The sequence below is a fragment of the Pseudomonas cuatrocienegasensis genome (genome assembly GCF_900110925.1).
GTDB lineage: Bacteria > Pseudomonadota > Gammaproteobacteria > Pseudomonadales > Pseudomonadaceae > Aquipseudomonas > Aquipseudomonas cuatrocienegasensis.
The window spans coordinates 30,296-52,601 of sequence record NZ_FOFP01000012.1 but is presented as its reverse complement, the minus strand read 5'-3'; the positions used below and the strand labels follow the sequence as shown (position 1 = coordinate 52,601).

The following is a 22,306-nucleotide window of genomic DNA, read 5'->3' as shown; positions in this document are numbered from 1 at the left end:
TCACAGGGAACCGCAGATGAAAATGATCAAGACCACCGCCGCCATAGGCCTGCTGTCCTGCGCACTGGCGCAGGGCGCCATGGCCGCTGAACCGGCGAGCTGCCAACAGGTGCGCTTCGCGGAGATTGGCTGGGCCGACATTGCTGCCACCACTGGCGTCGCCATGACCCTCAGCGAAGGCCTGGGCTACCAGCCGAAAAAGATCATGGCTTCGGTACCGATCGCCTTTACCGGCGTGCAGAAAGGCCAGATCGACGTCTTCCTCGGCTACTGGGCGCCGTCGATGGACGCCGTCATCGAACCCTTCCTCAAGAACGACGGCGTCAAGGTGCTGGAAAAACCCAACCTCGAAGGCGCCAAGTACACCCTCGCCGTCCCGACCTACGCAGCTGAAGCGGGCCTGAAAAGCTTCCAGGACATCGCCAAGTTCAAGGACCAGCTCGGCGGCAAGATCTACGGCATCGAACCGGGCAACGACGGCAACCTGCTGATCGAAGGCATGATCAAGGGTGACCAGTACGGCCTCGGCGGCTTCCGCATGGTCGAGTCCAGCGAAGCCGGCATGCTGGTGCAGATCTCCCGCGCGGTGAAGCGCAAAGAGCCGGTGGTCTTCCTCGGCTGGGCCCCACACCCGATGAACACCCAGTACGACATCACCTACCTGTCCGGTGGCGATGACGTCTTCGGCCCGGACTTCGGCGCCGCCAAGGTTTACACCGTGGTCCCGTCGGACTACCAGGCACGCTGCGCCAACGTCGGCAAACTGCTGAACAACCTGCAGTTCAGCGTCGAGATCGAAAGCCAGCTGATGGAAAAAGTGCTGGAGAAGGAAGACCCGCAGACCGTTGCTCGCAACTGGATCAAAGCCAACCCGCAGATCCTCGAACAATGGCTGGCCGGCGTCACCACCTTCGACGGCCAGGACGGCATTGCCGCCGTGAAGAAACACGTCGGGCTCTAAACCAGCCTGACCTGCCCGCCGAGCCAACACTCGGCGGGCAGCGCTAGTCGCTTCCCTACCGCAGCACAACGCTGGTGGCTTCGGCCGCCAGTGCGGGGGCGACTGCGCGTTGAAAAAGGTGATGCCTGGGTGACACACCCCTGTAGGAGCGAATTTATTCGCGATATTCGCAATCCCTTCGCGAATAAATTCGCTCCTACAACCGCCCCATGCATCACCTCGAAAAAAGGCCTCCGCCGTCACCCACGGCTAGCACCGCAAGGCCCGCAGTCAGAACGAGCCAGTAACCCTTTACGAACTGCCACTCACTGATGGAGCACACCCAAAAATGCGTACACTCAAAACCCTCTGCCTTAGCGCCGCCGCCCTGGCGCTTGGCATGTCCACCGTCATGGCCGCAGACAAACCAGAACTGAAGATCGGCTACGTCAACGGCTGGGACGACAGCGTTGCGGTCACCCACGTCGCCGGCGAAATCCTCACCACCCGCCTCGGCTACAAAGTCACCCTGCAAGCGGTAGAGCCGGCCATCATGTGGCAAGGTGTGGCCCGCGGCGACCTCGACGCCACCCTCTCCGCCTGGCTGCCCGCCACCCACGGTGAATACTTCGAGAAACTCAAAGACAAGGTCGAAGTACTCGGCACCAACTACGCCGGCGCGAAAATCGGCCTGATCGTGCCTGACTACGTCGAAGCGAAAACCATCGCCGACCTGGAAACCTACGCCAAAGACTTCGACGGCAAAATCACCGGCATAGACGCCGGCGCCGGCGTCATGCGCCGCACCGAAGAGGCCATCAAGGAATACAACCTGGCCAGCATCAAACTGATGCCAAGCTCCGGCCCGGCCATGGCCACCGCCCTGACCCGCGCCGAACGCGACAAAAAAGCCATCGTCGTCACCGGCTGGATCCCACACTGGATGTTCGCCAAGTGGAACCTGCGCTTCCTCGAAGACCCGAAAAAAGTCTTCGGCGATGACGAACACGTCGACACCGTAGCCAACCCGGCCCTGACCACCAAGGCACCGGAAGCCGCCGCGTTCCTCAAGAAAATCTCCTGGAGCGGCGAAGAAGTCGGCGCCGTGATGCTCGCCATCCGCGAGGGCGCCAAACCGGAAGACGCCGCCAAAGACTGGATCGCCAAAAACCCAGAGCGCGTCGCTGAATGGCTTAAATAAGCCGAGGCACTCGCGTTACACACAAAGCGGGCTACGGCCCGCTTTGTCGTTGCTGAACCGTTTAAAAAGCCATGCCTCTGTAGGAGCGAAGGGGGCGCCTAGCCTTTATTCGCGATAAATCCCAAAAACACCGCATAACTCACGACCAAAACAGCCAACCGCCCACCCTTTCCCGACACCTAATATTCACCGCGACACGCGCAACCCCGGCACCCCACACAACCCACTTGCCGTTTACCCGGTAAATGCCTATGGTCGATACCAAACCAGCCGGCCAAATGCCAGCAGCGAAATAAGCCATAGCCAAAGGGAACTTGGAATGCGCCACACGCCCTTCCCAATACTCGTAACGCCCTCACCTTCTTCCTATTCTGGCTCAACACCGCTGCCCGGCTTTTTTGCGAGCACGGACGAGTCGTGTACGGCGTCGCTGCGTGAAATGTGGAAGTCACGCGAATACGTGGTCGGATTGGGCGTAATCGGTATGCAATTGATATAAAAGAGATTTTTAAAGAGCCGCGGGGGATAGCCGGCGTAGTTATGTGGAATTCTCTCATAATGGATTAGTGAGGAATTCGGTCTAATCACTGTTAGGGCTCATATGATTCAGCATCATTTAGTCGCTGAAGCGAAAGAAATCTGCACATCAATACGGTGGCAGTCCCCTGACATACCAGGATCGATACATATTCAAGAATTCGCAGAGCGTCTTGCCTCTCCAGAGGCATATCGGACCTTTCGGGAAACATCAGAAGGGAGGTATCTTTTAGATGTAGTCGAGGCATATGAGGAAGCATTAAATGACGACTGGCTACCCTTTGAAATTATTGGGCTTCCTCTTGAAAAAGCCAGAGAGTTTATTCACTCCGTGGCAACGGAGCTTGAGCAAAATTCCATGAGCGTCGCAATTCAAAGGCTAAGAGCATGCTACTCACAGCTGTCTCAGCCCTAACAAGTGGTTGAAATCGTTCGCTTCGCTCACTGGGACGGGCTAAAGCCCGCCCCTTAACCAAACGTTAGGCAGGTGTTGAGACATGTTTGATGAGTTTCTGAAAATCTGCGGAGCAATTTCTATTTTCGGCGCAACAGCTGTACTGCTCTACAAGGCATATCGGCTTGTTTTCCCAATAAAAACATCAATTTCTTACACACTGAACTTTGACGGAACCAGCACCGACACCCTCTCCGTCATAGTTACAAACCGTAGCGGTTCTACGATTTACATTCGCACCTGTAAAGTGCGCTGCACTTACCCATTTTTGGTTCTTGCCATTAAACATCTTCGCAGGCCGTTTCTATCACCTCGCCTTTACTCAAATTTGCGTTATAACAGCTCTATTTATGAATTTTTAGACGAGGAGCCTGTGAAACTAGAGCCTGGACAACTCATTGAGCTAAAACGAGAAATCTTCGAGCATCCACTTAACGCACTGCACGGCCCTATGCTTATTGCCTTTGTTGAACTAACCACCGGCCGCATAGTTCGTAGCGAGAAAATGCCATCGCCACCAGTGTGGCGGAAAATTGGTAGGCGTAATCGTGCACCTGCCTAACAATTGTATATGGACTCTCCCCACAAGTAGTGAGCAAAGCTTCTCTTTCTGCACCTGTCGTCAGCGCGGTTGCATTCGTATATCCGGCCTGTGATGGGCGCTTGGCCCTGGCCACTCTGTAGTTCGCGCAGCGGGGGCCAAGCGTTCAATCGATCACGCAGATCATGATTGTTATCGGCCTTATTCCGCTGCAGGACTCGCCTGTTCCGACAGTGCTGCTGCTCACCACAACCCCATGAAAACCATCACACCTCTCTGATTACTCCAGCCGTCAGGCGGGCTTGATGCTTTGCCAATAACCACTAAAACGCCGTTCATGGCACCACACCGCCCAGCAGATCCGTACCAGTTTATTGGCCAGGGCCACGGCCGCTTTGTTGTGGCCGATCCGCGCCGCCGTCTCGACGGCCCAGCGTTGTAACTGCGTCAGCTTCTCCGGCGTGCGCGTCTGGCATCGCTGCGCGGCCAGCAGCGCCGCTCGGGAGCCGTGGATCAATAGCGTGCGCACATAGACGTTGCCCTGTCGGCTGATATGGCCAAGCTTGCGACGCTCGCCGCTGCTGAACTCGCGTGGCGTCATGCCCAGCCAGGCGCTGAGTTGACGGCCACTGGCAAAGCGCTCGGGCTTGCCGACGGCGGCGGTTAATGCGCTGGCCGTCAGTAGACCAAGCCCGCTGACTTCATCCAGTTTGCGCACCACTTCATCATCAGCGTGCCAGCATTTGAGCTGCTGTTCGCACTCAGCCATGCATTGTTCATACAGGTTAATTTCCGCCAGGACGATATGCAGTTGATGGCTCAAGGGCGCCAGTTCGGGTCGCTCGACCAGCTCATGGGCGGCCCGGATAAACGCGGCAGTCGAGGCAGGCGCTTCGATTCCCGTTTCACGCAAAATGCCGCGCAACAGGTTGATGCGCTGGGTACGCTTTTCTTCCAGGTTTCGCGCAGCCCGTGCAACTGCTGCAGCTGTTGCTGCACATTGGTTTTCACCGGCACGGGATGAATATCGGTGCAACGCGCCGCTTCCAGCATGGCATCGCAGTCATTGCGGTCGGTCTTGTTGCGACGGCGGTAAGGCCTTACGTAGCGCGGATGCAGCAGCTTCACACGATGCCCTAGCGACTGCGCCACGCGGCCCCAGTAATGCGCCGTGCCGCAGGCCTCCATCACCCACTCGACCGGTTCGGTTTGCTCCTGTATATATCGCCTAAACGCCTCCCGGTTCAGCCGCTTGCGCTGCACCACTTGGCCGGAACGGACACTCTCGGCAACCTGGTAAACGGACTTGGCCAAATCAACGGCAATACGCTTCATCGCGACTCTCCCACTCTCAGTCAACACCGATTTCGGTATAGAACGGTGGCGCGGGGGGAGTCCATTACAGCATTCAAATCGTTCGCTTCGCTCACTGGGACGGGCTAAAGCCCGCCCCTTAACCAAATGCTAGGTTACAAGTCAATATGTCAGTATTGTTCGCAATCTCAGAGCAGGACTACGTTAAGAGCGCCCAATTAAATGGCGAGCTCACGAAGAAGACAAAAATAGTCCATTTAGTTATCGATAGCTTGCTGGTTTTGGCAGGAGTTTCATCACTACTGAATGGAAACATTGTTATTGGCTCTGCTTTTATTGGCGCAGCCATAGGTGCGGTCACACTACCCTTCCTGCTCAAAATTTTTGTCGTACCATTCCTTCTAAAACGGCACTATAAAAAATATCGGCAAATGCAGAAGCAGATGAGTGTCGAGTTAACAGCTGACGGGTTATCATTTAAAACCGAAACCGGAAGCGCAATGCTAAAGTGGCCAGACATTTATGCATGGCGCGAGAACAGTGAATACATAATTATCTATATTGCACCAAAGATATATCATGTCCTTCCAGTCCGTATTGGCGAAAATGGCTTCCCCATCAGCGAACTCAAGAACGTGCTACTAAGCAATGTTGGTGTTGCAACCTAACTAGTGATTCAAGCCGTTCGCTTCGCTCACTCAGGACCGGCTAAAGCCGGCCCCTTACCAAACATTAGGTGAAGCCATGCTAAGAATGACACCAGATTACATAGCGCTTCTCAATTTACAGGAAGAGCTAAATCTAAAACTAAAGAACACATATGAATGCGAGGTCGCCAAGGGCGAAGACCATTTAGCTGACTTCTTAATTTACTACGTGGAAAACCTAGTTAACGAACTGAATAAAAACAAATGGTCATTTGGCCGCGACGAATATTCTGGTGATAAAAACTTCAGACATAGCGAGCAATGGTGGTCTGACGGGAACGAACCAGGAGAAGGTACTATCTTGCACTTCATCGGTTTCAGCGTTCAGGTTGAGTCGCTCACCTAACTAGTGGTTCAAACCGTTCGCTGCGCTCACTGGGACGGGCTAAAGCCCGCCCCTTAACCAAACGTTAGGTGCTTTACGTGAAACGCATCCTCTTCGTATGCAGCCAGAATAAACTTCGCAGCCCAACGGCTGAACAGGTGTTTTCTCTGGAACCAGGATTAGAAGTGCTCTCAGCAGGCACCAATCACGACGCCGAGAATCCAATCACCCCAGAGTTAATCGAGTGGGCGGATAAAATACTGGTAATGGAAAGAATCCATCGAGAGAAGCTTCAAAAACGCTATAAAGCCCATATCAATGGGAAAAGCATTATTTGCTTGAGCATTCCGGATGAGTATGAATATATGGATCAAGAACTTGTGCGAATTTTAAAAGAAAAAGTACCCCAGTTTCTTGCTTAGGTTCACACCTAACAATGCGATCAGAGCGCTCACTTCGTTCGCTGGGACCGCGTTCCGCGGCCCTTAGCTTAATCGTCAGGGTCTTTATGTTCATTGGTCATCTGCCAGCTGGGTATATTTCTGCGAAATTGCTGTTAAAGCAGCTCGCAGATACTGGAGTATCCGCAAAGCTCTTTGTCTTAGCCGGAGTGCTTGGCGGAATAGCACCGGACTTTGACATGTTGTATTTTTACTTAATCGACAATAGACAAAATCATCATCATACATACTGGCCGCACTACCCTGTACTTTGGCTGAGCCTCCTGGCAGCGTCGAGCATTTGGCTCAAGCTCACTACAAATAAACCAGGCGCAGCACTCGCGCTAATTTTCTCAATTAGCGGATTCATTCACATGCTGTTAGATTCAATAGTAGGTGATATCTGGTGGTTCGCCCCACTCATAGATAAACCCTACGCTATTTTCACTGTAGAGGCTATTTATAAGCCCTGGTGGTTAAATTTCATTTTGCATTGGTCGTTTGTCCTTGAAATACTAGTATTAGGCTGGGCTTATTATTTATGGCGTTCCACACCTGCCAAATCCTAACAGCATTCACATCGTTCGCTTCGGCGCGGAAAGAGGACAGATTTATTTATGGACCGCCGACAGCCTAAAAAACACCCCCCTTCACGCTCCCAGAACAGCCGTAAACGCAGGCGTTATCATATAACCAAGGAAAGCTTTCATGAAAGATAATATATATGCACCACCGCAATCAGAGCTACTTGAAACAACTGACAAAAACAATGCAACCGCCTCTAGATGGAAAAGGCTCGGGGCATCGCTGATAGACGCCCTTACGATAATGGTCGTAACGGTACCCGTCATGTTTTTCACCGGAGGCTTTGATGGAATATCTGAAGGAGCTTCCCCACCTATAATCTACAGCTTGTTAATTGGGGCACTGGGTATAGCTATATTTTTCTCCATCAACGCTAATTTACTTATCAAATCCGGGCAAACACTTGGGAAAAAGGCATTAAGGATAAAAATTGTTGACTTGAATGGCGAGATACCAACCTTCAAAAAACACCTTATAAAGCGATATACTGCATACTTTCTACCTGGTCAAATACCAGCTGTAGGGCAGTTCATTTCCATAGCAAATATACTGTTTATATTTGGCAAGCAGAAGCGCTGCGCACACGATTACATTGCAGGTACCAAAGTGGTTGAAGACTAACAAACTAAAAGCTGGCAGATCTAGTTACAGGCCCTCAACATAAGGGGACAGTTTTTGCGACTAATAAGGTGCCAATAAAAACATCTTTCCTTTCCTCAATAACACGTGACCTGCCCTCGGCCATATTCCAAATAAAACCTCACAAGGAGTTACCCATGCCACTGACGCCAAACGCAGCACGTATGCTCAGGGATGGCGGCATTGATGCCTGCGCTGCACTAAATTCCATGCTTATTGAGGTTCTTGCAGAAACTCCAGCCGAGCAGCACAGAGAAATCAAACTTCCTATCGCCCGATTAATGGCTGCCATTTTTGATGAAACAGTTAATAAAGCAGTAGCAGCCTACCCGGAATTAAATCCAAGCGATGAAGTATGGATTGAGGCCGTCAGGACCCAGGCAGAGAAAAGGATTGATGAAGTAAATAGACGTCAATCAAGCCATGCCGACTTGCCCCCTAAATAACGGGCGACAGTGACCAAAACAAGAAATAAATCCGCGCCCCATACACCTACCCAGCATCACACATAACCCATCATCTAAAAGCAGAAAGGAAACCTCGCTACATGCTACTCCCTCTTTCTCTACTCCTTCAGTTCGCAGGTATTTTTGCAGGTGTAAAACTGCTGAAACTTGATATCGGCCTACTGGGCGTAACGGTACTCACCTTTATCCCCATCCTGACAACCAACCTCATTCCAGGCATAGGCGGATTCGTGCTTGCGTGCGCAGCTTTTTTTGTTGCGCTCAAAATGCTTGATAAGACAGCAGGGTTTATTCAGGGAGTTGGCATTATCTTTGTAAGCCTTGCAATTCAAGCCACAGCAAACAGCTTAATAACACCTCTCACTGTGCAACAGCTCACCTAACCAGCGTTAACTTATATAGAAATAGCAGGTATTGGTTCATGGGCAAATAAGCACAGGGACTGATCATCGTTTACACAAGAACCTTGGGCATCCGCGTCATTGGCTCGGCGCAACACCGTCAAATCAATTATGTTAGCCCATAGCTCCCTATCAGCCCGTACGACCTTCACCGAGGCGCAGATGAACCGCCGCAAGAAAATCAAACAGCTCCTTGAAGCGCACGCCAAAAAGGCCAATGCCAAGTTGGCGCCCAAGAAGAAGTCCACCTACGTCAGCAAGGCTGACCGCTTGAAGCTGGCTGCCGAGGCCGAGCCCGACTCCAGCATTGCGCCTGAGAGCTGATCGCGCTTAACCAGTAAAGCAATTGGCATAACCTGAGGGACCACCATGATCACCTGCCATATCCGCTACGTACTTGACCCGCGCAAACTCAAGGAATTCGAGCACTACGGCAAACTCTGGATTGCCCTGGTGGCGAAGTTTGGCGGCACGCACCATGGCTACTTTCTGCCCTCGGAAGGCGCCAACAATATCGGCCTGGCGATGTTCAGCTTCCCCAGCCTGGCGGCGTACGAGCAGTATCGGCTGCAATCCTTTGCCGACGCCGAGTGCCAGGCGGCGTTCAAGTACGCCGAGGACACCCAGTGTGTGCTCAGTTATGAGCGCAGCTTTTTCCGCCCGGTACTTGATGCCTGAGGCGCCACTGCCGAGGAGAAACGCATGTCCCAGCTCGCGCACTTTCAGTTACTCGCCCGCTATAACGCGTGGATGAACGACAAGGTCTATGCCGCGGCCGCCCAGCTTTCACCCGAGGCGCTGGCGCTGGATCGCGGGGCGTTTTTCCCGTCCATCCTCGCCACGCTGAACCATATCGCAGCGGGCGATATTGTCTGGCTGACGCGCTTTGCCGAGCACCCAGGCTGCACCGCCCTGCGCCAGGCGCTGGCCACGGCGCCCAAACCTAAAGCCCTCGGCCAGCAACTGTTCGACACCCTCGCGCCATTGCAGGCGTTGCGCGGTGAACTGGACGGGCACATCAGCGACTGGGTCGCCGCGCTGAGCGAGCCGGACCTGGCGTATGGGCTGGCCTACGCCAATATGCAGGGCGTGCCGGCGCAGCGCGCCTATGCCAGCCTGATGCTGCACTTCTTCAACCACCAAACCCACCATCGCGGCCAGGTGAGCACGCTGTTGTTCCAGGCCGGGCAGGATGTGGGCGTAACCGATTTGCTGGCGTTGATTGCCGACGTTGATCCGCGTTGACGCGCGCAGCAAACCGCCAGGGCCAAGACAGCCGATGAAGCCACTCGACCTACTGATGGTTTATCGTCCGCGCATCGCCTTCCGCCGGGCGGCGCAGACGCAGCTGTGTGCTTGTTTACCGGCAACCCAGGCGGCAGAGGTGTGGACCAGAACCCTGGAAATACAAAGTGAATTGCAACGCACGCGGGTGCGTCATTCGCCAGGGGTGAATCTGCTGCTGCGCTATATGCATTGGGATTGCGCGCTGTACCGCGCCCTGCAGGAGCAGGGTATTAGCCCACAACAAGCCGGCGAGTGGATCAAGCAGATCAACTGGCAGATCTTCGCCCCGGCCAGCGCCATGGCGTTCAGAGCGTCGCGCCTGCGCAGCCGCCGCTTGCAGGTGCGCATCCAGTGGCTGCTTGATGTGCTATTCAGCCTGGTGTTTACCCGCCCCTTTCGCCGCAGCAACCTGCCCGCCACTGCTGGTGTGGCCTTTAATGTGCAGGTGTGTCCGCTGGCCAGTTACTTGCGCGACCAGGGCGTGCCGGAGCTGACTCACTTTGCCGCATGCAGCCTGGATTACCGTATGGCCAGCGATTGGGGCGTGACTCTGCAGCGCACGCAAACCCTCGCCGGCGGCGCGGCTTACTGCGACTTCCGCTTTGGCGTGCCGCCCGCCGAGCTGATTGCCCGAGAAGGCGCAAGCAACGATAAAGCCCCCGCTGATCAGGTTGGAAACTAGCGGCGCGGGCCGTTGCGCAGCAGCAGGCCTGCGACCGACAGGTCATCCCTGGATCGTCATGTTTGATTGATCGTTCAACAACTACCGGCCTAGACTGCGCCCATTCCGGGACCCTCCCGTTTCAACGGAGACGCAGATGCCCAAGGTCGGCATGCAACCCATCCGCCGCTCGCAGTTGATCGCGGCAACCCTCGAAGCGGTCGACCAGGTCGGCATGAGTGACGCCAGCATTGCCTATATCGCGCGGCTTGCCGGGGTGTCCAATGGCATCATCAGCCATTACTTCAAGGACAAGAACGGCCTGCTCGAAGCGACCATGCGCCACCTCATGCAAGCCCTGAGTGCCGCCGTGCGCGCACGCCGCACAGTGTTGCGCGAGGACACGCCGCGGGCGCATTTGCGCGCGATCATCGCCGGCAACTTCGACGAAACCCAGGTCAGCGGCCCGGCGATGAAGACCTGGCTGGCGTTCTGGGCCACCAGCATGCACCAGCCGGCCTTGCGCCGCCTGCAGCGGATCAACGATCACCGCCTCTACTCCAACCTGTGCGGCCAGTTCCGCCGGGTGTTGCCACAAGACCAGGCGCGCCAGGCAGCCCGTGGCCTGGCCGCGCTGGTCGATGGTCTGTGGCTGCGCGGCGCGCTGTCGGGGGAAGCCTTCGACACCCGCCAGGCGCTGCAAATCGCCTATGAATACCTTGATATGCACTTGGCCAAGGCTGACTAGCGGCCGAGATAGAGGTACCTGCCTTTGTTCGCGGTGTTGAAGGCGGGTGTAGGAGCGAATTTATTCGCGATAGGTCTTGAGCACGCTGAAAGCATCGCGAATAAATTCGCTCCTACGGGACCGCAGTGTTCGTTCTAACGCAGCATTCCCCGCCAAACCCAGCCCCGACACATCCCGCAACACCTCGCCCGCATCCCCCCTGATCATGGGCCTGCGTGTCGTGTTTGGCTGCGCCTTGTCGTTTTTGTTGATTGATCGTTCAATTAAAATTGCTTAGCCTTGTCGGTACTTTCCCTCCCCGGCACCGCCTGCGCGGCTGTGTCGCCATCCGATTACGAGGAGGCCTTATGCCCCGTTTTGCCGAACAGCAGCTCTATATCCATGGTCGTTACGTCAACGCCACCAGCGGCGCGACCTTCGACGCCATCAACCCGGCCAATGGCGAGGTGCTCGCCCAGGTGCAGCGCGCCAGCCAGGACGATGTGGAGCGGGCCGTGGCCAGTGCCGCCGAAGGGCAGAAGGTCTGGGCGGCGATGACCGCCATGGAGCGTTCGCGCATTCTGCGCAAGGCCGTGGACATTCTGCGTGAGCGCAACGATGAGCTGGCCGAGCTGGAAACCCTCGACACCGGCAAGCCGCTGTCCGAAACCCGCTACGTCGACATCGTCACCGGCGCCGACGTGCTGGAGTACTACGCCGGTTTGATCCCCGCCATCGAGGGCGAGCAGATCCCGCTGCGCGACACCAGCTTCGCCTACACCCGCCGCGAGCCGCTGGGTGTGGTGGCCGGTATCGGTGCCTGGAACTACCCGATCCAGATCGCCCTGTGGAAGTCCGCCCCGGCCCTGGCCGCCGGCAACGCGATGATCTTCAAACCCAGTGAAGTAACCTCGCTGACCACCCTCAAGCTGGCCGAGATCTACACCGCCGCCGGCCTGCCGGATGGCGTGTTCAACGTGCTCACCGGCAGCGGCAGCGAAGTCGGCCAGTGGCTTACCGAGCATCCGGGTATCGAGAAGATCTCCTTCACCGGCGGCACCGTGACCGGCAAGAAGGTCATGGCCAGCGCCTCCAGCTCCAGCCTCAAGGAAGTGACCATGGAGCTGGGCGGCAAATCGCCACTGATCATCTTCGAGGACGCCGACCTCGACCGCGCCGCCGACATCGCGCTGATGGCCAACTTCTACAGTTCCGGTCAGGTGTGCACCAACGGCACCCGCGTATTCGTGCCGCGCATGCTGCAGGCGCGCTTCGAGGCCAAGGTGCTGGACCGGGTCAAACGCATCCGCCTGGGCGACCCGCAGGATGACGCCACCAATTTCGGCCCGCTGGTCAGCTTTGCGCACATGGAAAGCGTGCTCGGCTACATCGCCAAGGGCCGCGAAGAAGGTGCACGCCTGCTGATCGGTGGTGCGCGCGTCACCGATGGCGACTACGCCCAGGGCGCCTATGTCGCACCGACCGTGTTCACCGACTGCAAAGACGACATGACCATCGTGCGCGAAGAAATCTTCGGCCCGGTGATGAGCATTCTGGTCTACGACAGCGAAGACGAAGTGATCCGCCGCGCCAACGACACCGACTACGGCCTGGCCGCTGGCCTGGTGACCCGCGACCTGAACCGCGCGCACCGGGTTATCCACAAGCTGGAAGCCGGCATCTGCTGGATCAACACCTGGGGCGAGTCGCCGGCGCAGATGCCGGTGGGCGGCTACAAGCAGTCCGGCGTCGGCCGCGAGAACGGCCTGACCACCCTGGCGCACTACACGCGGATCAAGTCGGTGCAGCTGGAAATGGGCGATTACGCCTCGGTGTTCTAGAGACCTGCTCGAAAGGTGGATGGCGCACGCGTCATCCACCCTACAGCGCTGAGCACACGCCCGTGGGCGGCGAACCGTTTTAACCGCGAACAGCATCGCGGATAAATCCGCTCCTACCGATTGATCGCCGCCTCCCCTCTGGCCGCTACAGGTAATGCCCCATGACCCAAGAATTCGACTACATCATCATCGGTGCCGGCTCGGCCGGTAACGTGCTTGCCACCCGTTTGAGCGAAGACGCAGACGTCAGCGTGCTGCTGCTCGAAGCCGGCGGCCCTGACTATCGCCTGGATTTCCGTACCCAGATGCCCGCTGCCCTGGCCTTTCCGCTGCAGGGCCGGCGCTACAACTGGGCCTACCTGACCGACCCCGAGCCGCACATGAACAACCGCCGCATGGAGTGCGGGCGCGGCAAGGGCCTGGGTGGTTCTTCCTTGATCAACGGCATGTGCTACATCCGTGGCAACGCCATGGACTACGACGGCTGGGCCAAGGAACAGGGCCTGCAGGACTGGAGCTACCTGGATTGCCTGCCGTATTTCCGCAAGGCGGAAACCCGCGACATTGGCGCCAACACCTACCACGGTGGCGACGGCCCGGTCAGCGTGACCACGCCCAAGCCGGGCAACAGCCCGCTGTTCAATGCCATGATCGAGGCCGGTGTGCAGGCCGGTTACCCGCGCACTGACGACCTCAACGGTTATCAGCAGGAAGGTTTCGGCCCGATGGACCGCACCGTCACGCCCAAGGGTCGACGCGCCAGCACCGCCCGCGGCTACCTGGACCAGGCCCGCGCGCGGCCGAACCTGACCATCGTCACCCATGCCCTGACCGACCGCATTCTGTTCGAGGGCAAGCGCGCCGTTGGCGTCGCCTACCTCAAGGGCGAGAGCAACGCCGTCAACGAGGCCCGGGCGCGCCGCGAAGTGCTGCTGTGCAGCGGCGCGATTGCCTCACCGCAGATCCTCCAGCGCTCCGGCGTCGGCCCTGCCGAACTACTGCGCAGCCTCGACATCCCGGTGGTGCATGACTTGCCTGGTGTCGGCGAGAACCTGCAGGACCACCTGGAAGTGTACGTGCAGTACGCCTGCAAGCAGCCAGTGTCGCTGTACCCGGCGCTGCAATGGTGGAACCAGCCAGCCATCGGCGCCGAATGGATGTTCCTCGGCAGCGGCGTCGGCGCCAGCAACCAGTTCGAGGCCGGCGGCTTTATCCGCTCGCGCGCCGAGTTCGGGTGGCCCAACCTGCAATACCACTTCCTGCCGGTGGCGATCAATTACAACGGCAGCAACGCGGTCAACGAACACGGCTTCCAGGCCCACGTTGGCTCCATGCGCTCGCCGAGCCGTGGGCGTATTCGCCTGACCTCCCGCGATCCGCGCCAGCACCCGAGCATCCTGTTCAACTACATGAGCAGCGAGCAGGACTGGCAGGAGTTCCGCGACGGCATCCGCCTGACCCGCGAGATCATGGCGCAGTCGGCGCTCGACCCTTATCGGGGGCGTGAGTTGAGCCCTGGCAGCGCCTGCCAGAGCGATGCCGAGCTGGATGCGTTTATCCGCGAGCACGCGGAAACCGCCTATCACCCCTCGTGCTCCTGCAAGATGGGCGAAGACGACATGGCGGTGGTCGACGGCCAGGGCCGCGTGCATGGGCTTGAAGGTTTGCGTGTGGTCGATGCTTCAATCATGCCGCTGATCGTCACCGGCAACCTCAACGCGCCGACCATCATGATGGCGGAGAAGATCGCCGATAAGATCCGTGGCCTCACCCCGCTGCCACGCAGCAGCGCGCCTTACTACGTGGCCGGCAACGCCCCCGTGCGGCAGACGCCGCAGCGTTCGGTGTCTGTGGCCTGAGCCAAAGGGGGCGCTGCACGCCCCCTTCGCTCCAACAACGCGCGCCGGAATCACTCGCGAAGCTGCAATCTGTAGGAGCGAATTTATTCGCGATGCTTTTCGGTCTGAACTAGGGTTTCTGGATCGACCGAAAAGGAGGCAATGGAATGCCAGCCGATCTCTCTCCCCACGCCCGTAATTTACGTGCCGGCCGCTTTTCCGAGGCGGGACGCAGCTACCTGATTACCACCGTCACCGCCGACCGCCGCCCGCTGTTTCTGGACTTTGCCACCTCGCGCCTGCTGATCCAGGAAATGCGCCGTTGCACGGTAGAGGGGCTGGCCAGTTCCTTGGCATGGGTAGTGATGCCCGATCACCTGCATTGGCTGGTGACCCTGGAACATGGCGGGCTGGCGCGCCTGGCCAAGCGACTCAAGGCGCGCAGCGCTCAGGCTATCAATCGGCAACATGCCTTGCATGGCCGTGTATGGCAGCCTGGCTACCATGACCGGGCCGTGCGCGATGAGGATGATGTGCGCGCCATGGCCCGGTATATCGTGGCCAACCCGCTCAGGGCCGGGTTGGTGCAGCACATGGCGGACTATCCGCATTGGGATGCGATCTGGGTGTAGGCCTTGAAATCGATCGCGAATAAATTCGCTCCTACAGGGTGTGGCGTCCGTGTATGGATACCAGGTGTAGGAGCGAATTTATTCGCGATAGAGCCATCGAACAAAAGCGCAGCCAGCGATAATGGCTGCACGGCCACACCCGCCCGCCACAGCAGGACGCCCCATGCAGAACACGCCTTCACTGCTCGATCCCCGCACTGCCCGCTTGCTGCCCTGGATCGTCGCGATCGCCTTTTTTATGCAGACGCTGGACGGCACCATTCTCAATACCGCCCTGCCGAGCATGGCCCGCGACCTGGCCGAGGACCCGCTGCGCATGCAGTCGGTGGTGATTGCCTACATGCTCACCGTGGCCCTGCTGATTCCCGCCTCGGGCTGGATCGCCGACCGTTTCGGCACGCGGCGGATTTTCTTCGGCGCCATCGTGCTGTTCACCCTGGGCTCGCTGTTCTGCGCGCTGTCGCACTCGCTTAGCCAACTGATCGGTGCCCGCGTGCTGCAAGGCCTGGGCGGGGCGCTGATGATGCCGGTCGGGCGTTTGGTGGTGCTACGCGCCTACCCGCGCTCGGAGCTGGTGCGGATCATGAGCTTTATCACCCTGCCCGGCCTGCTCGGCCCGCTGATCGGCCCGACGCTAGGCGGCTGGCTCGTGCAGTACACCAGTTGGCACTGGATCTTCCTGATCAACCTGCCGGTCGGCGTGCTCGGCTGCTGGGCCGCCCTGCGTTTTATGCCGGACCTGCGCGGGCCGGAGCGCACGCGCTTCGATGCGCCCGGCTTTATCCTGTTTGGCGCGGCCATGCTGCTGATCACCATCGCCCTGGAAGGCCTCGGCGAGTTGCACCTGCCGCCGGTGCGCGTAGTAGTGTTGCTGATTGCCGGCCTGGCTTGCCTCGCGGCCTACTGGTTACGTGCCGGGCGCACGCCGTCGCCGCTGTTCGCCCCGGCGCTGTTTCACACCCGCGCCTTTGCCGTGGGCATTCTCGGCAACCTGTTCGCCCGTTTGGGCAGCGGCGCCTTGCCGTTTCTGGTGCCGCTGCTGCTGCAACTGGCCCTGGGCTACTCGCCGGCCCAGGCCGGCATGAGCATGATCCCCCTGGCGCTGGCCGCCATGGCCATGAAGCCGCTGGCCAAACCCTTGATCGACCGCCTCGGCTACCGGCGCATCCTCACCGGCAACACCCTGCTGCTTGGCGCGCTGATCGCCAGCATGGCATTGGTCGATGGCAGCACCTCCCAGGCCTGGCTGCTGATCCACCTGGGGCTGATCGGCGCGTTCAACTCCCTGCAGTTCACCGCGATGAATACCGTGACCCTGATCGACCTGCGCGACAACGAGGCCAGCAGTGGCAACAGCTTGTTGTCAGTGGTGGTGCAGCTGTCGATGAGCCTGGGGATTGCCGCTGCCGCCGCGTTGCTCAGCGGCTTCACCCCGCCTGCCGGCAGCGCGGACGGCTCTGTGCTGGGCGCGTTCCAGGCAACCTTCTTGTGCGTCGGCCTGCTGTCGATGCTCGCCGCAGGTATCTTCCTGCAGTTGAGCCCGGAGGACGGCCGCAGCAGCCGCCGAGTCGACGACACCCCGGACTGACGCCGCCAGGCCGATCGCCCGCCAGCAGCGGGCGACGGCCTGCTACACTGCAGCCTTGCTCGCGTCCTCCAGGCCTTTTCCGTGACCCAAACTGCTTTCGCTTCCCTGCCCCTCTCCGCCGCCATGCTGGCCAACCTCGAGTCCCTCGGCTACACCGAGATGACCCCGATTCAGGCCCAGAGCCTGCCGGTCATGCTCAAGGGCATGGACCTGATTGCCCAGGCCAAGACCGGCAGCGGCAAGACTGCCGCCTTCGGCATCGGCCTGCTCAACCCGCTCAACCCGCGCTTCTTCGGTTGTCAGGCGCTGGTGATCTGCCCGACCCGTGAGCTGGCCGACCAGGTGGCCAAGGAGCTGCGGCGCCTGGCGCGCTCGGCCGACAACATCAAGATTCTGACCCTGTGTGGCGGTGTGCCCTTCGGTCCGCAGATCGGCTCCCTGGAGCACGGCGCGCAGATCATCGTCGGCACCCCGGGGCGCATCCAGCAGCACCTGAGCAAGGGCACCCTCAAGCTCGACGGTCTGAATACCCTGGTGCTCGACGAAGCCGACCGCATGCTCGACATGGGCTTCTACGACAGCATCGCCGAGATCATCAGCCAGACCCCGACGCGTCGGCAGACCCTGCTGTTCTCCGCCACCTACCCGGCCGGGATCAAACAGTTGTCCGCGACCTTTATGCGCGACCCGCAGCAGGTCAAGGCTGAAGCCCTACACGACGACACGCAAATCGAGCAGCGCTTCTACGAAATCTCCCCAGAAGAGCGCATGGACGCGGTGGTCAAGCTGCTCAACTGCTACCGCCCGCAGTCCTGCGTGGCCTTCTGCTTTACCAAGCAGCAGTGCCAGGAAGTGGTCGACCACCTGACCGCCAAAGGCATCTCGGCCGCCGCACTGAACGGTGACCTGGAGCAACGCGACCGCGACCAGGTGCTGGCAATGTTTGCCAACCGCAGCCTGTCGGTCCTGGTGGCCACCGATGTGGCGGCCCGCGGCCTGGATATCGATGCCCTGGACATGGTGATCAACGTCGAGCTGGCGCGCGATTCGGAAATCCATATTCACCGCGTTGGCCGTACCGGTCGGGCCGGCGAAAAGGGCCTGGCCATGAGCCTGGTGGCTCCAGCCGAAGCCCACCGCGCCCAGGCCATCGAAACCCTGCAACGGGCGCCGCTCAACTGGCATCCGCTGAGCAGTTTGAAACATCAGGGTGGTGCACCGTTGCAGCCATCTATGATTACTCTTTGCATAGGCGCTGGGCGCAAGGACAAACTGCGCCCAGGCGATATTCTTGGCGCACTGACAGGTGAAGCTGGCATTCCTGGCGCGCAGGTCGGCAAGATCGCGATCTTCGACTTCCAGGCTTATGTAGCCGTTGAGCGGGTCGTGGCCATGCAGGCGCTCAAGTGCCTCAGTGAAGGCAAGATCAAAGGCCGTACGTTGCGCGTCAGAACCTTGTAAACAGCGGCAGGCAAGCCGCGGAAGCGGATGGAGCTGTCATGCGCAATATCCTGGTGATCGAAGACAGCCCACTGGTGCTGAGAATTCTCGAAGTCCTGTTCCGCCGCGAAGCGGACCTGGAGCCGGTATTTTGTGCCAGCCTGGCCGAAGCCGAGGTGCTGCTGGATACCTCGGCGGAGCTGTTTTTCGCGGCCATTGTCGACCTCAACCTGCCGGATGCCCCGAACGGCGAAAGCGTCGACCTGGTCATGCAGTACCGCCTGCCATGTATCGTGCTCAGTGGCTCTTACAATGAGCAGCGCCGCGACGAGCTGCTGCTCAAGGGCGTGGTCGACTACGTGCTCAAGGAAAGCCAGTACTCCTACGAGTACGCCTTCCGCCTGCTGCACCGCCTGGAGCGCAACAGCCAGGTACGCATTCTGATCGCCGACGACTCCACCGCAACCCGCCAGTACATTCGCCACGTCCTGACCCCGCAGCGCTTTCAGATCATCGACGCCTACGACGGCGATGAGGCGCTGCGTATTCTCAAGGAACAGGCGGATATCGACCTGCTGGTGGTCGACCACAGCATGCCGGGCACCAGCGGCTTCGAGCTGGTCAAGATACTGCGCCAGAAACTGCGCCGCACCGAACTGGCGATCATCGGCCTCTCGGCCGACACCAAGGGCTCACTCAGTGCCCTGTTTATCAAGCACGGCGCCGATGACTTTCTGCGCAAACCGTTCTGCGCAGAAGAGCTCAACTGCCGGGTGATCACTACCCTGGAGCGCCGTGACCTGATGCGCGCGCTCAAGCAAGCCGCGCTGTTCGACGCGCTGACCGGCCTGTACAACCGCCGCGCATTCTACGAGCAAGGCATGCAACAGATCGCCCAGGCCCAAGAGGCCGGGCAAACGGTATGCGTGGCAATGCTCGACCTGGATCTGTTCAAACGCATCAACGATGAGTACGGCCATGCCAGTGGTGATGCGGCACTGACCCTGTTCGCCCGCGCCCTGAGCAGCGCCTTTCCACAGGCCCTGACCGGGCGTCTGGGCGGCGAAGAATTCGCCCTGCTCTGCACCGATGATAGCGGCACCCTGGCCCAGGCCCTCGACCACCTGCGTAAGCAGTGCGCCGGCCTGCGCTATGCCGCCGGGGCGCCCGCGCTATCATTTAGCGCAGGCATTTCCCAGAGTGCGACCGATGACCTGGAGCAGTTGCTGCAAAAGGCCGACCATCACCTCTACCAGGCTAAACGAGACGGCCGTGGCCGCACGCACTGGCAGTGATTGTAGGGTGCGCCCGCGCACCAGCGCCCACAGCTGTTATTGATCTAGGGCCTGCTGCACGGCGTCGATGCTTCGCGTAGGAGCCGCGCCCCGCGGCGAATAGTGGCCATCCAGTGCTCTCGTAGACCTATCCAAAAGCCCGCGCCGAGAGCGACGCGCCTGCGAATGTTTGGGCAACAGCCCCTAGCCTGCTCAAGGATTGTCTAAAGCCCGTGGCGGCGCATGATCCGCTCGTAGGTGCCGTCGGCACGCATGCCCTCGATGGCCACATCGAATGCCGCAACTATCTTCTGATGCTCCGGGTGCTGGCGGCTGACCAGTACGTGCAGGCCGTTCTCACTCAGAGGCTGTGGCAAGAACTCCAGCTCATCGCCAATACCGTCCATGTCACGCCCCAGGTGATGGCGGGCCACCAGTTCGTCTTCAAGGGTCAGTTGCACCCGCCGCGCGTGCAGCATGCGCGCGGCAATCGGGAAGTCGGTAACGCTGACCTTGCGCAAGCGCGCGTCCTGATCGAATGACGGCCCATAGGCGTAGCCACGTACCACCGCAATCGAGTAGGGGTAGATATCACTCAGCTGTTCAAAGGTGATGCCGGTACCCTTGCGCTGCAGAAAGCGAATACGGTTGATCAGATAGGGTTGCGAGAAGTGGCCGAATTCAGCGCGCTCCTCGCTGAACCAGGCGTCGACCAGCACATCGTACTCGTTGCGTTGCAGGCCGCGAATCGCCCGTTCCCAGGGCACCTCAAAATAGCGGGTGACATAACCGGCGCGGTTCAGCGCCGTGGTCACCAGATCGCTAGCCAGGCCGTTGCGGGGCAAGTGCTTGCCGGTGAAGGGCGGCCAGGGATCAGCCACCAGGCGCAGAATCTCGGCTGCGCCACTCAGCGGCAGAAGCATCAGAGTCAATATCAGGGCACGCAGCTCGTTCATGCAGGACCGTTTGAAGGCAATGGAAGCACATCGACGATACCGTTCAGCACACCACGACCGCACGGCGCACTGCTGGGACAGCTGGTAGGCAGGCCACTGGCCTACCGAAGTAGAGTAGGGGCTGTTCCGGCTTCGTCGCAAGCCACGTTGTTACGAAAAATATCGCCACGCCGGCAATCGACTCGCCAGCGCGCCCTGAGCGCATGGGGCCGATCAGGTAAGATGCGCGCTGTTTCGCGCCTGCCCGGCGCACCATTTTCTATGAGGTACCGGCTGTGCTCGCTTTCCAGGTTGTCATCATCGGTGCCGGTGCCGCCGGTCTTATGTGCGCATTGACGGCCGCCGGCCGGGGCCGCCGCGTGCTGCTGCTGGACCACGCGAACAAGGCCGGCAAGAAGATCCTGATGTCCGGCGGCGGGCGCTGCAATTTCACCAATATGTATTGCGAGCCGAGCAACTTCCTCTCGGAGAACCCGCATTTCTGCAAGTCTGCCCTGGCGCGCTATACCCAGTGGGACTTTATCGGCCTGGTGGCCAAGCATGGCGTGGCCTACCACGAGAAAAAGCTCGGCCAGTTGTTCTGCGATAACAAGGCCAGCGACATCCTCGAGATGCTGCTCAGCGAGTGCGAAGAGGCTGGCGTCGAGCTGCGCCTGGACACCTCGGTCAGCGAGATCAGCAAATTGGATAGCGGCTATCAACTGGCAACCAGCGCCGGGGCCGTGCGCTGCGAGTCCCTGGTGATCGCCACCGGCGGCCTGTCGATCCCGACACTCGGCGCCAGCGGCTTTGGCTATCAGGTGGCCAAGCAGTTCGGCCATGAGTTGCTGCCGACCCGCGCAGGCCTGGTACCGTTCACGATCACCGACCCGGCACTCAAGACGCTGTGCACCGAGCTGTCCGGCACCTCGGTGGAGGACTGCGTGGTGAGCTGCAACGGCCAGAGCTTCAAGGAGAATATTCTGTTCACCCACCGCGGGTTATCGGGCCCGGCGATCCTGCAGATCTCCTCGTTCTGGCAACCGGGCGACCGGGTGCATATCGACCTGCTGCCGCATATCGACCTGCCCGAGTGGCTGGCCACGCAGCAGCGCGAACGGCCCAACAGCGAGTTGAAAACCCTGCTGGCCGAGCTATTCACCAAAAAGATGGCCGGGCTGCTGGCGGATAACTGGTTCGCCTCCAAGCCGATGAAGCAGTACACCCCAGCCGAACTCAAGGCCATCGCCGAGCAACTCTCGGACTGGCAGCTGGTGCCGGCTGGCACCGAGGGCTATCGCACCGCCGAGGTCACCCTGGGCGGCGTCGATACCCGCGAGGTGTCGTCCAAGACCATGGAATCGCTGAAAAGCCCTGGCCTGTACTTTGTCGGAGAGGTGCTGGATGTCAGCGGCCACCTCGGCGGCTTCAACTTCCAGTGGGCCTGGGCGTCGGGTTATGCGGCAGCGCAGTACGTCTGAGCGCCTCCCGTAAATAGGCGATGTCCCAGGTGGCTGTTGCAACCCCAATTT

24 protein-coding genes and 1 pseudogene are annotated in these 22,306 nt (G+C 59.2%); 22 read left to right on the top strand and 3 right to left on the bottom strand.

The features are described 5' to 3' along the window. The first annotated feature begins 16 nt into the window (after positions 1 to 16). The 3 genes from BMW49_RS16535 to BMW49_RS24600 all read left to right on the top strand — a co-directional run bounded on the left by BMW49_RS16535 (position 17) and on the right by BMW49_RS24600 (position 3,694). A complete protein-coding gene (locus BMW49_RS16535) occupies positions 17 to 961 on the top strand; it encodes a choline ABC transporter substrate-binding protein (protein WP_069520912.1) in 945 nt (314 codons plus the stop codon). Between the two features lie 328 nt (positions 962 to 1,289). After that, a complete protein-coding gene (locus tag BMW49_RS16530) occupies positions 1,290 to 2,141 on the top strand; it encodes a glycine betaine ABC transporter substrate-binding protein (RefSeq protein ID WP_069520914.1) in 852 nt (283 codons plus the stop codon). 1,034 nt (positions 2,142 to 3,175) lie between these two features. Continuing rightward, complete coding sequence (locus BMW49_RS24600) at positions 3,176 to 3,694, top strand: hypothetical protein (protein WP_139133843.1); 519 nt, start codon at positions 3,176 to 3,178, stop codon at positions 3,692 to 3,694. 271 nt (positions 3,695 to 3,965) lie between these two features. Here the strand turns inward: BMW49_RS24600 and BMW49_RS16525 are convergent, their stop codons facing one another. Together BMW49_RS16525 and BMW49_RS25180 are read right to left on the bottom strand one after the other, a co-directional pair. Beyond that, a complete protein-coding gene (locus tag BMW49_RS16525; RefSeq protein ID WP_244168366.1) occupies positions 3,966 to 4,709 on the bottom strand; it encodes an IS110 family RNA-guided transposase in 744 nt (247 codons plus the stop codon). Next, a pseudogene (locus BMW49_RS25180) lies at positions 4,682 to 5,008 on the bottom strand (IS110 family transposase); the annotation flags it as partial. The pseudogene BMW49_RS25180 and the gene BMW49_RS16525, both read right to left, overlap by 28 nt. A 146-nt stretch (positions 5,009 to 5,154) precedes the next feature. Between BMW49_RS25180 and BMW49_RS16520 the strand changes: the two are divergent. From BMW49_RS16520 to BMW49_RS16440, 18 genes are all read left to right on the top strand, one after another. Continuing rightward, positions 5,155 to 5,655, top strand: a complete 501-nt coding sequence (locus BMW49_RS16520) for a YcxB family protein (protein WP_069520917.1) — start codon at positions 5,155 to 5,157, stop codon at positions 5,653 to 5,655. A gap of 76 nt (positions 5,656 to 5,731) precedes the next feature. Continuing rightward, on the top strand, positions 5,732 to 6,040 hold the full coding sequence (locus BMW49_RS16515) for a hypothetical protein (RefSeq protein WP_069520924.1): 309 nt from the start codon (positions 5,732 to 5,734) through the stop codon (positions 6,038 to 6,040). Positions 6,041 to 6,117: 77 nt separating this feature from the next. After that, positions 6,118 to 6,441: a low molecular weight protein tyrosine phosphatase family protein gene (locus BMW49_RS16510; protein WP_069520927.1), complete on the top strand. Its 324-nt coding sequence runs from the start codon at positions 6,118 to 6,120 to the stop codon at positions 6,439 to 6,441. An 86-nt stretch (positions 6,442 to 6,527) separates the two neighbouring features. After that, positions 6,528 to 7,028 carry a metal-dependent hydrolase gene (locus BMW49_RS16505; RefSeq protein ID WP_083251811.1) on the top strand — a complete coding sequence of 167 codons (501 nt, stop codon included), beginning with the start codon at positions 6,528 to 6,530 and terminating at the stop codon, positions 7,026 to 7,028. Positions 7,029 to 7,167: 139 nt separating this feature from the next. Further along, entirely contained in the window at positions 7,168 to 7,665 is a 498-nt protein-coding gene (locus tag BMW49_RS16500; protein WP_069520929.1) for an RDD family protein, read from the top strand. 155 nt (positions 7,666 to 7,820) lie between these two features. Then, a complete protein-coding gene (locus BMW49_RS24595) occupies positions 7,821 to 8,129 on the top strand; it encodes a hypothetical protein (protein WP_139133844.1) in 309 nt (102 codons plus the stop codon). Positions 8,130 to 8,230: 101 nt separating this feature from the next. Continuing rightward, entirely contained in the window at positions 8,231 to 8,533 is a 303-nt protein-coding gene (locus BMW49_RS16495) for a hypothetical protein (protein WP_069520931.1), read from the top strand. 180 nt (positions 8,534 to 8,713) lie between these two features. Then, entirely contained in the window at positions 8,714 to 8,875 is a 162-nt protein-coding gene (locus tag BMW49_RS16490; RefSeq protein ID WP_069520933.1) for a DUF2986 domain-containing protein, read from the top strand. A gap of 45 nt (positions 8,876 to 8,920) precedes the next feature. Next, positions 8,921 to 9,229, top strand: coding sequence for an NIPSNAP family protein (locus tag BMW49_RS16485; RefSeq protein ID WP_069520935.1), 309 nt, complete (start codon positions 8,921 to 8,923; stop codon positions 9,227 to 9,229). Positions 9,230 to 9,253: 24 nt separating this feature from the next. Then, a complete protein-coding gene (locus BMW49_RS16480) occupies positions 9,254 to 9,796 on the top strand; it encodes a DinB family protein (RefSeq protein WP_069520937.1) in 543 nt (180 codons plus the stop codon). Between the two features lie 34 nt (positions 9,797 to 9,830). Beyond that, positions 9,831 to 10,520, top strand: a complete 690-nt coding sequence (locus tag BMW49_RS16475; protein ID WP_069520939.1) for an L-2-amino-thiazoline-4-carboxylic acid hydrolase — start codon at positions 9,831 to 9,833, stop codon at positions 10,518 to 10,520. Positions 10,521 to 10,656: 136 nt separating this feature from the next. Beyond that, positions 10,657 to 11,247, top strand: a complete 591-nt coding sequence (gene betI, locus BMW49_RS16470) for a transcriptional regulator BetI (RefSeq protein ID WP_069520941.1) — start codon at positions 10,657 to 10,659, stop codon at positions 11,245 to 11,247. Positions 11,248 to 11,594: 347 nt separating this feature from the next. Beyond that, positions 11,595 to 13,067, top strand: coding sequence for a betaine-aldehyde dehydrogenase (gene betB / locus BMW49_RS16465; protein ID WP_069520943.1), 1,473 nt, complete (start codon positions 11,595 to 11,597; stop codon positions 13,065 to 13,067). Positions 13,068 to 13,228: 161 nt separating this feature from the next. Next, the gene (gene betA, locus BMW49_RS16460) at positions 13,229 to 14,926 is read left to right on the top strand and encodes a choline dehydrogenase (RefSeq protein ID WP_069520946.1); all 1,698 of its coding nucleotides are present in this window, start codon (positions 13,229 to 13,231) and stop codon (positions 14,924 to 14,926) included. A 146-nt stretch (positions 14,927 to 15,072) separates the two neighbouring features. Continuing rightward, positions 15,073 to 15,537, top strand: a complete 465-nt coding sequence (locus BMW49_RS16455; RefSeq protein ID WP_069520950.1) for an REP-associated tyrosine transposase — start codon at positions 15,073 to 15,075, stop codon at positions 15,535 to 15,537. 163 nt (positions 15,538 to 15,700) lie between these two features. Next, entirely contained in the window at positions 15,701 to 17,125 is a 1,425-nt protein-coding gene (gene mdtD, locus BMW49_RS16450; RefSeq protein ID WP_069520952.1) for a multidrug transporter subunit MdtD, read from the top strand. Between the two features lie 81 nt (positions 17,126 to 17,206). Continuing rightward, the gene (dbpA, locus tag BMW49_RS16445) at positions 17,207 to 18,586 is read left to right on the top strand and encodes an ATP-dependent RNA helicase DbpA (protein WP_083251813.1); all 1,380 of its coding nucleotides are present in this window, start codon (positions 17,207 to 17,209) and stop codon (positions 18,584 to 18,586) included. 38 nt (positions 18,587 to 18,624) lie between these two features. Next, a complete protein-coding gene (locus BMW49_RS16440; RefSeq protein ID WP_069520954.1) occupies positions 18,625 to 19,860 on the top strand; it encodes a diguanylate cyclase domain-containing protein in 1,236 nt (411 codons plus the stop codon). Between the two features lie 203 nt (positions 19,861 to 20,063). Here the strand turns inward: BMW49_RS16440 and BMW49_RS16435 are convergent, their stop codons facing one another. Beyond that, positions 20,064 to 20,795: a substrate-binding periplasmic protein gene (locus BMW49_RS16435; RefSeq protein WP_069520957.1), complete on the bottom strand. Its 732-nt coding sequence runs from the start codon at positions 20,793 to 20,795 to the stop codon at positions 20,064 to 20,066. A gap of 275 nt (positions 20,796 to 21,070) precedes the next feature. On the opposite strand from BMW49_RS16435, the gene BMW49_RS16430 reads away from it, so the two are divergent. After that, complete coding sequence (locus BMW49_RS16430; protein ID WP_069520959.1) at positions 21,071 to 22,255, top strand: BaiN/RdsA family NAD(P)/FAD-dependent oxidoreductase; 1,185 nt, start codon at positions 21,071 to 21,073, stop codon at positions 22,253 to 22,255. The last annotated feature ends 51 nt before the right edge of the window (positions 22,256 to 22,306 follow it).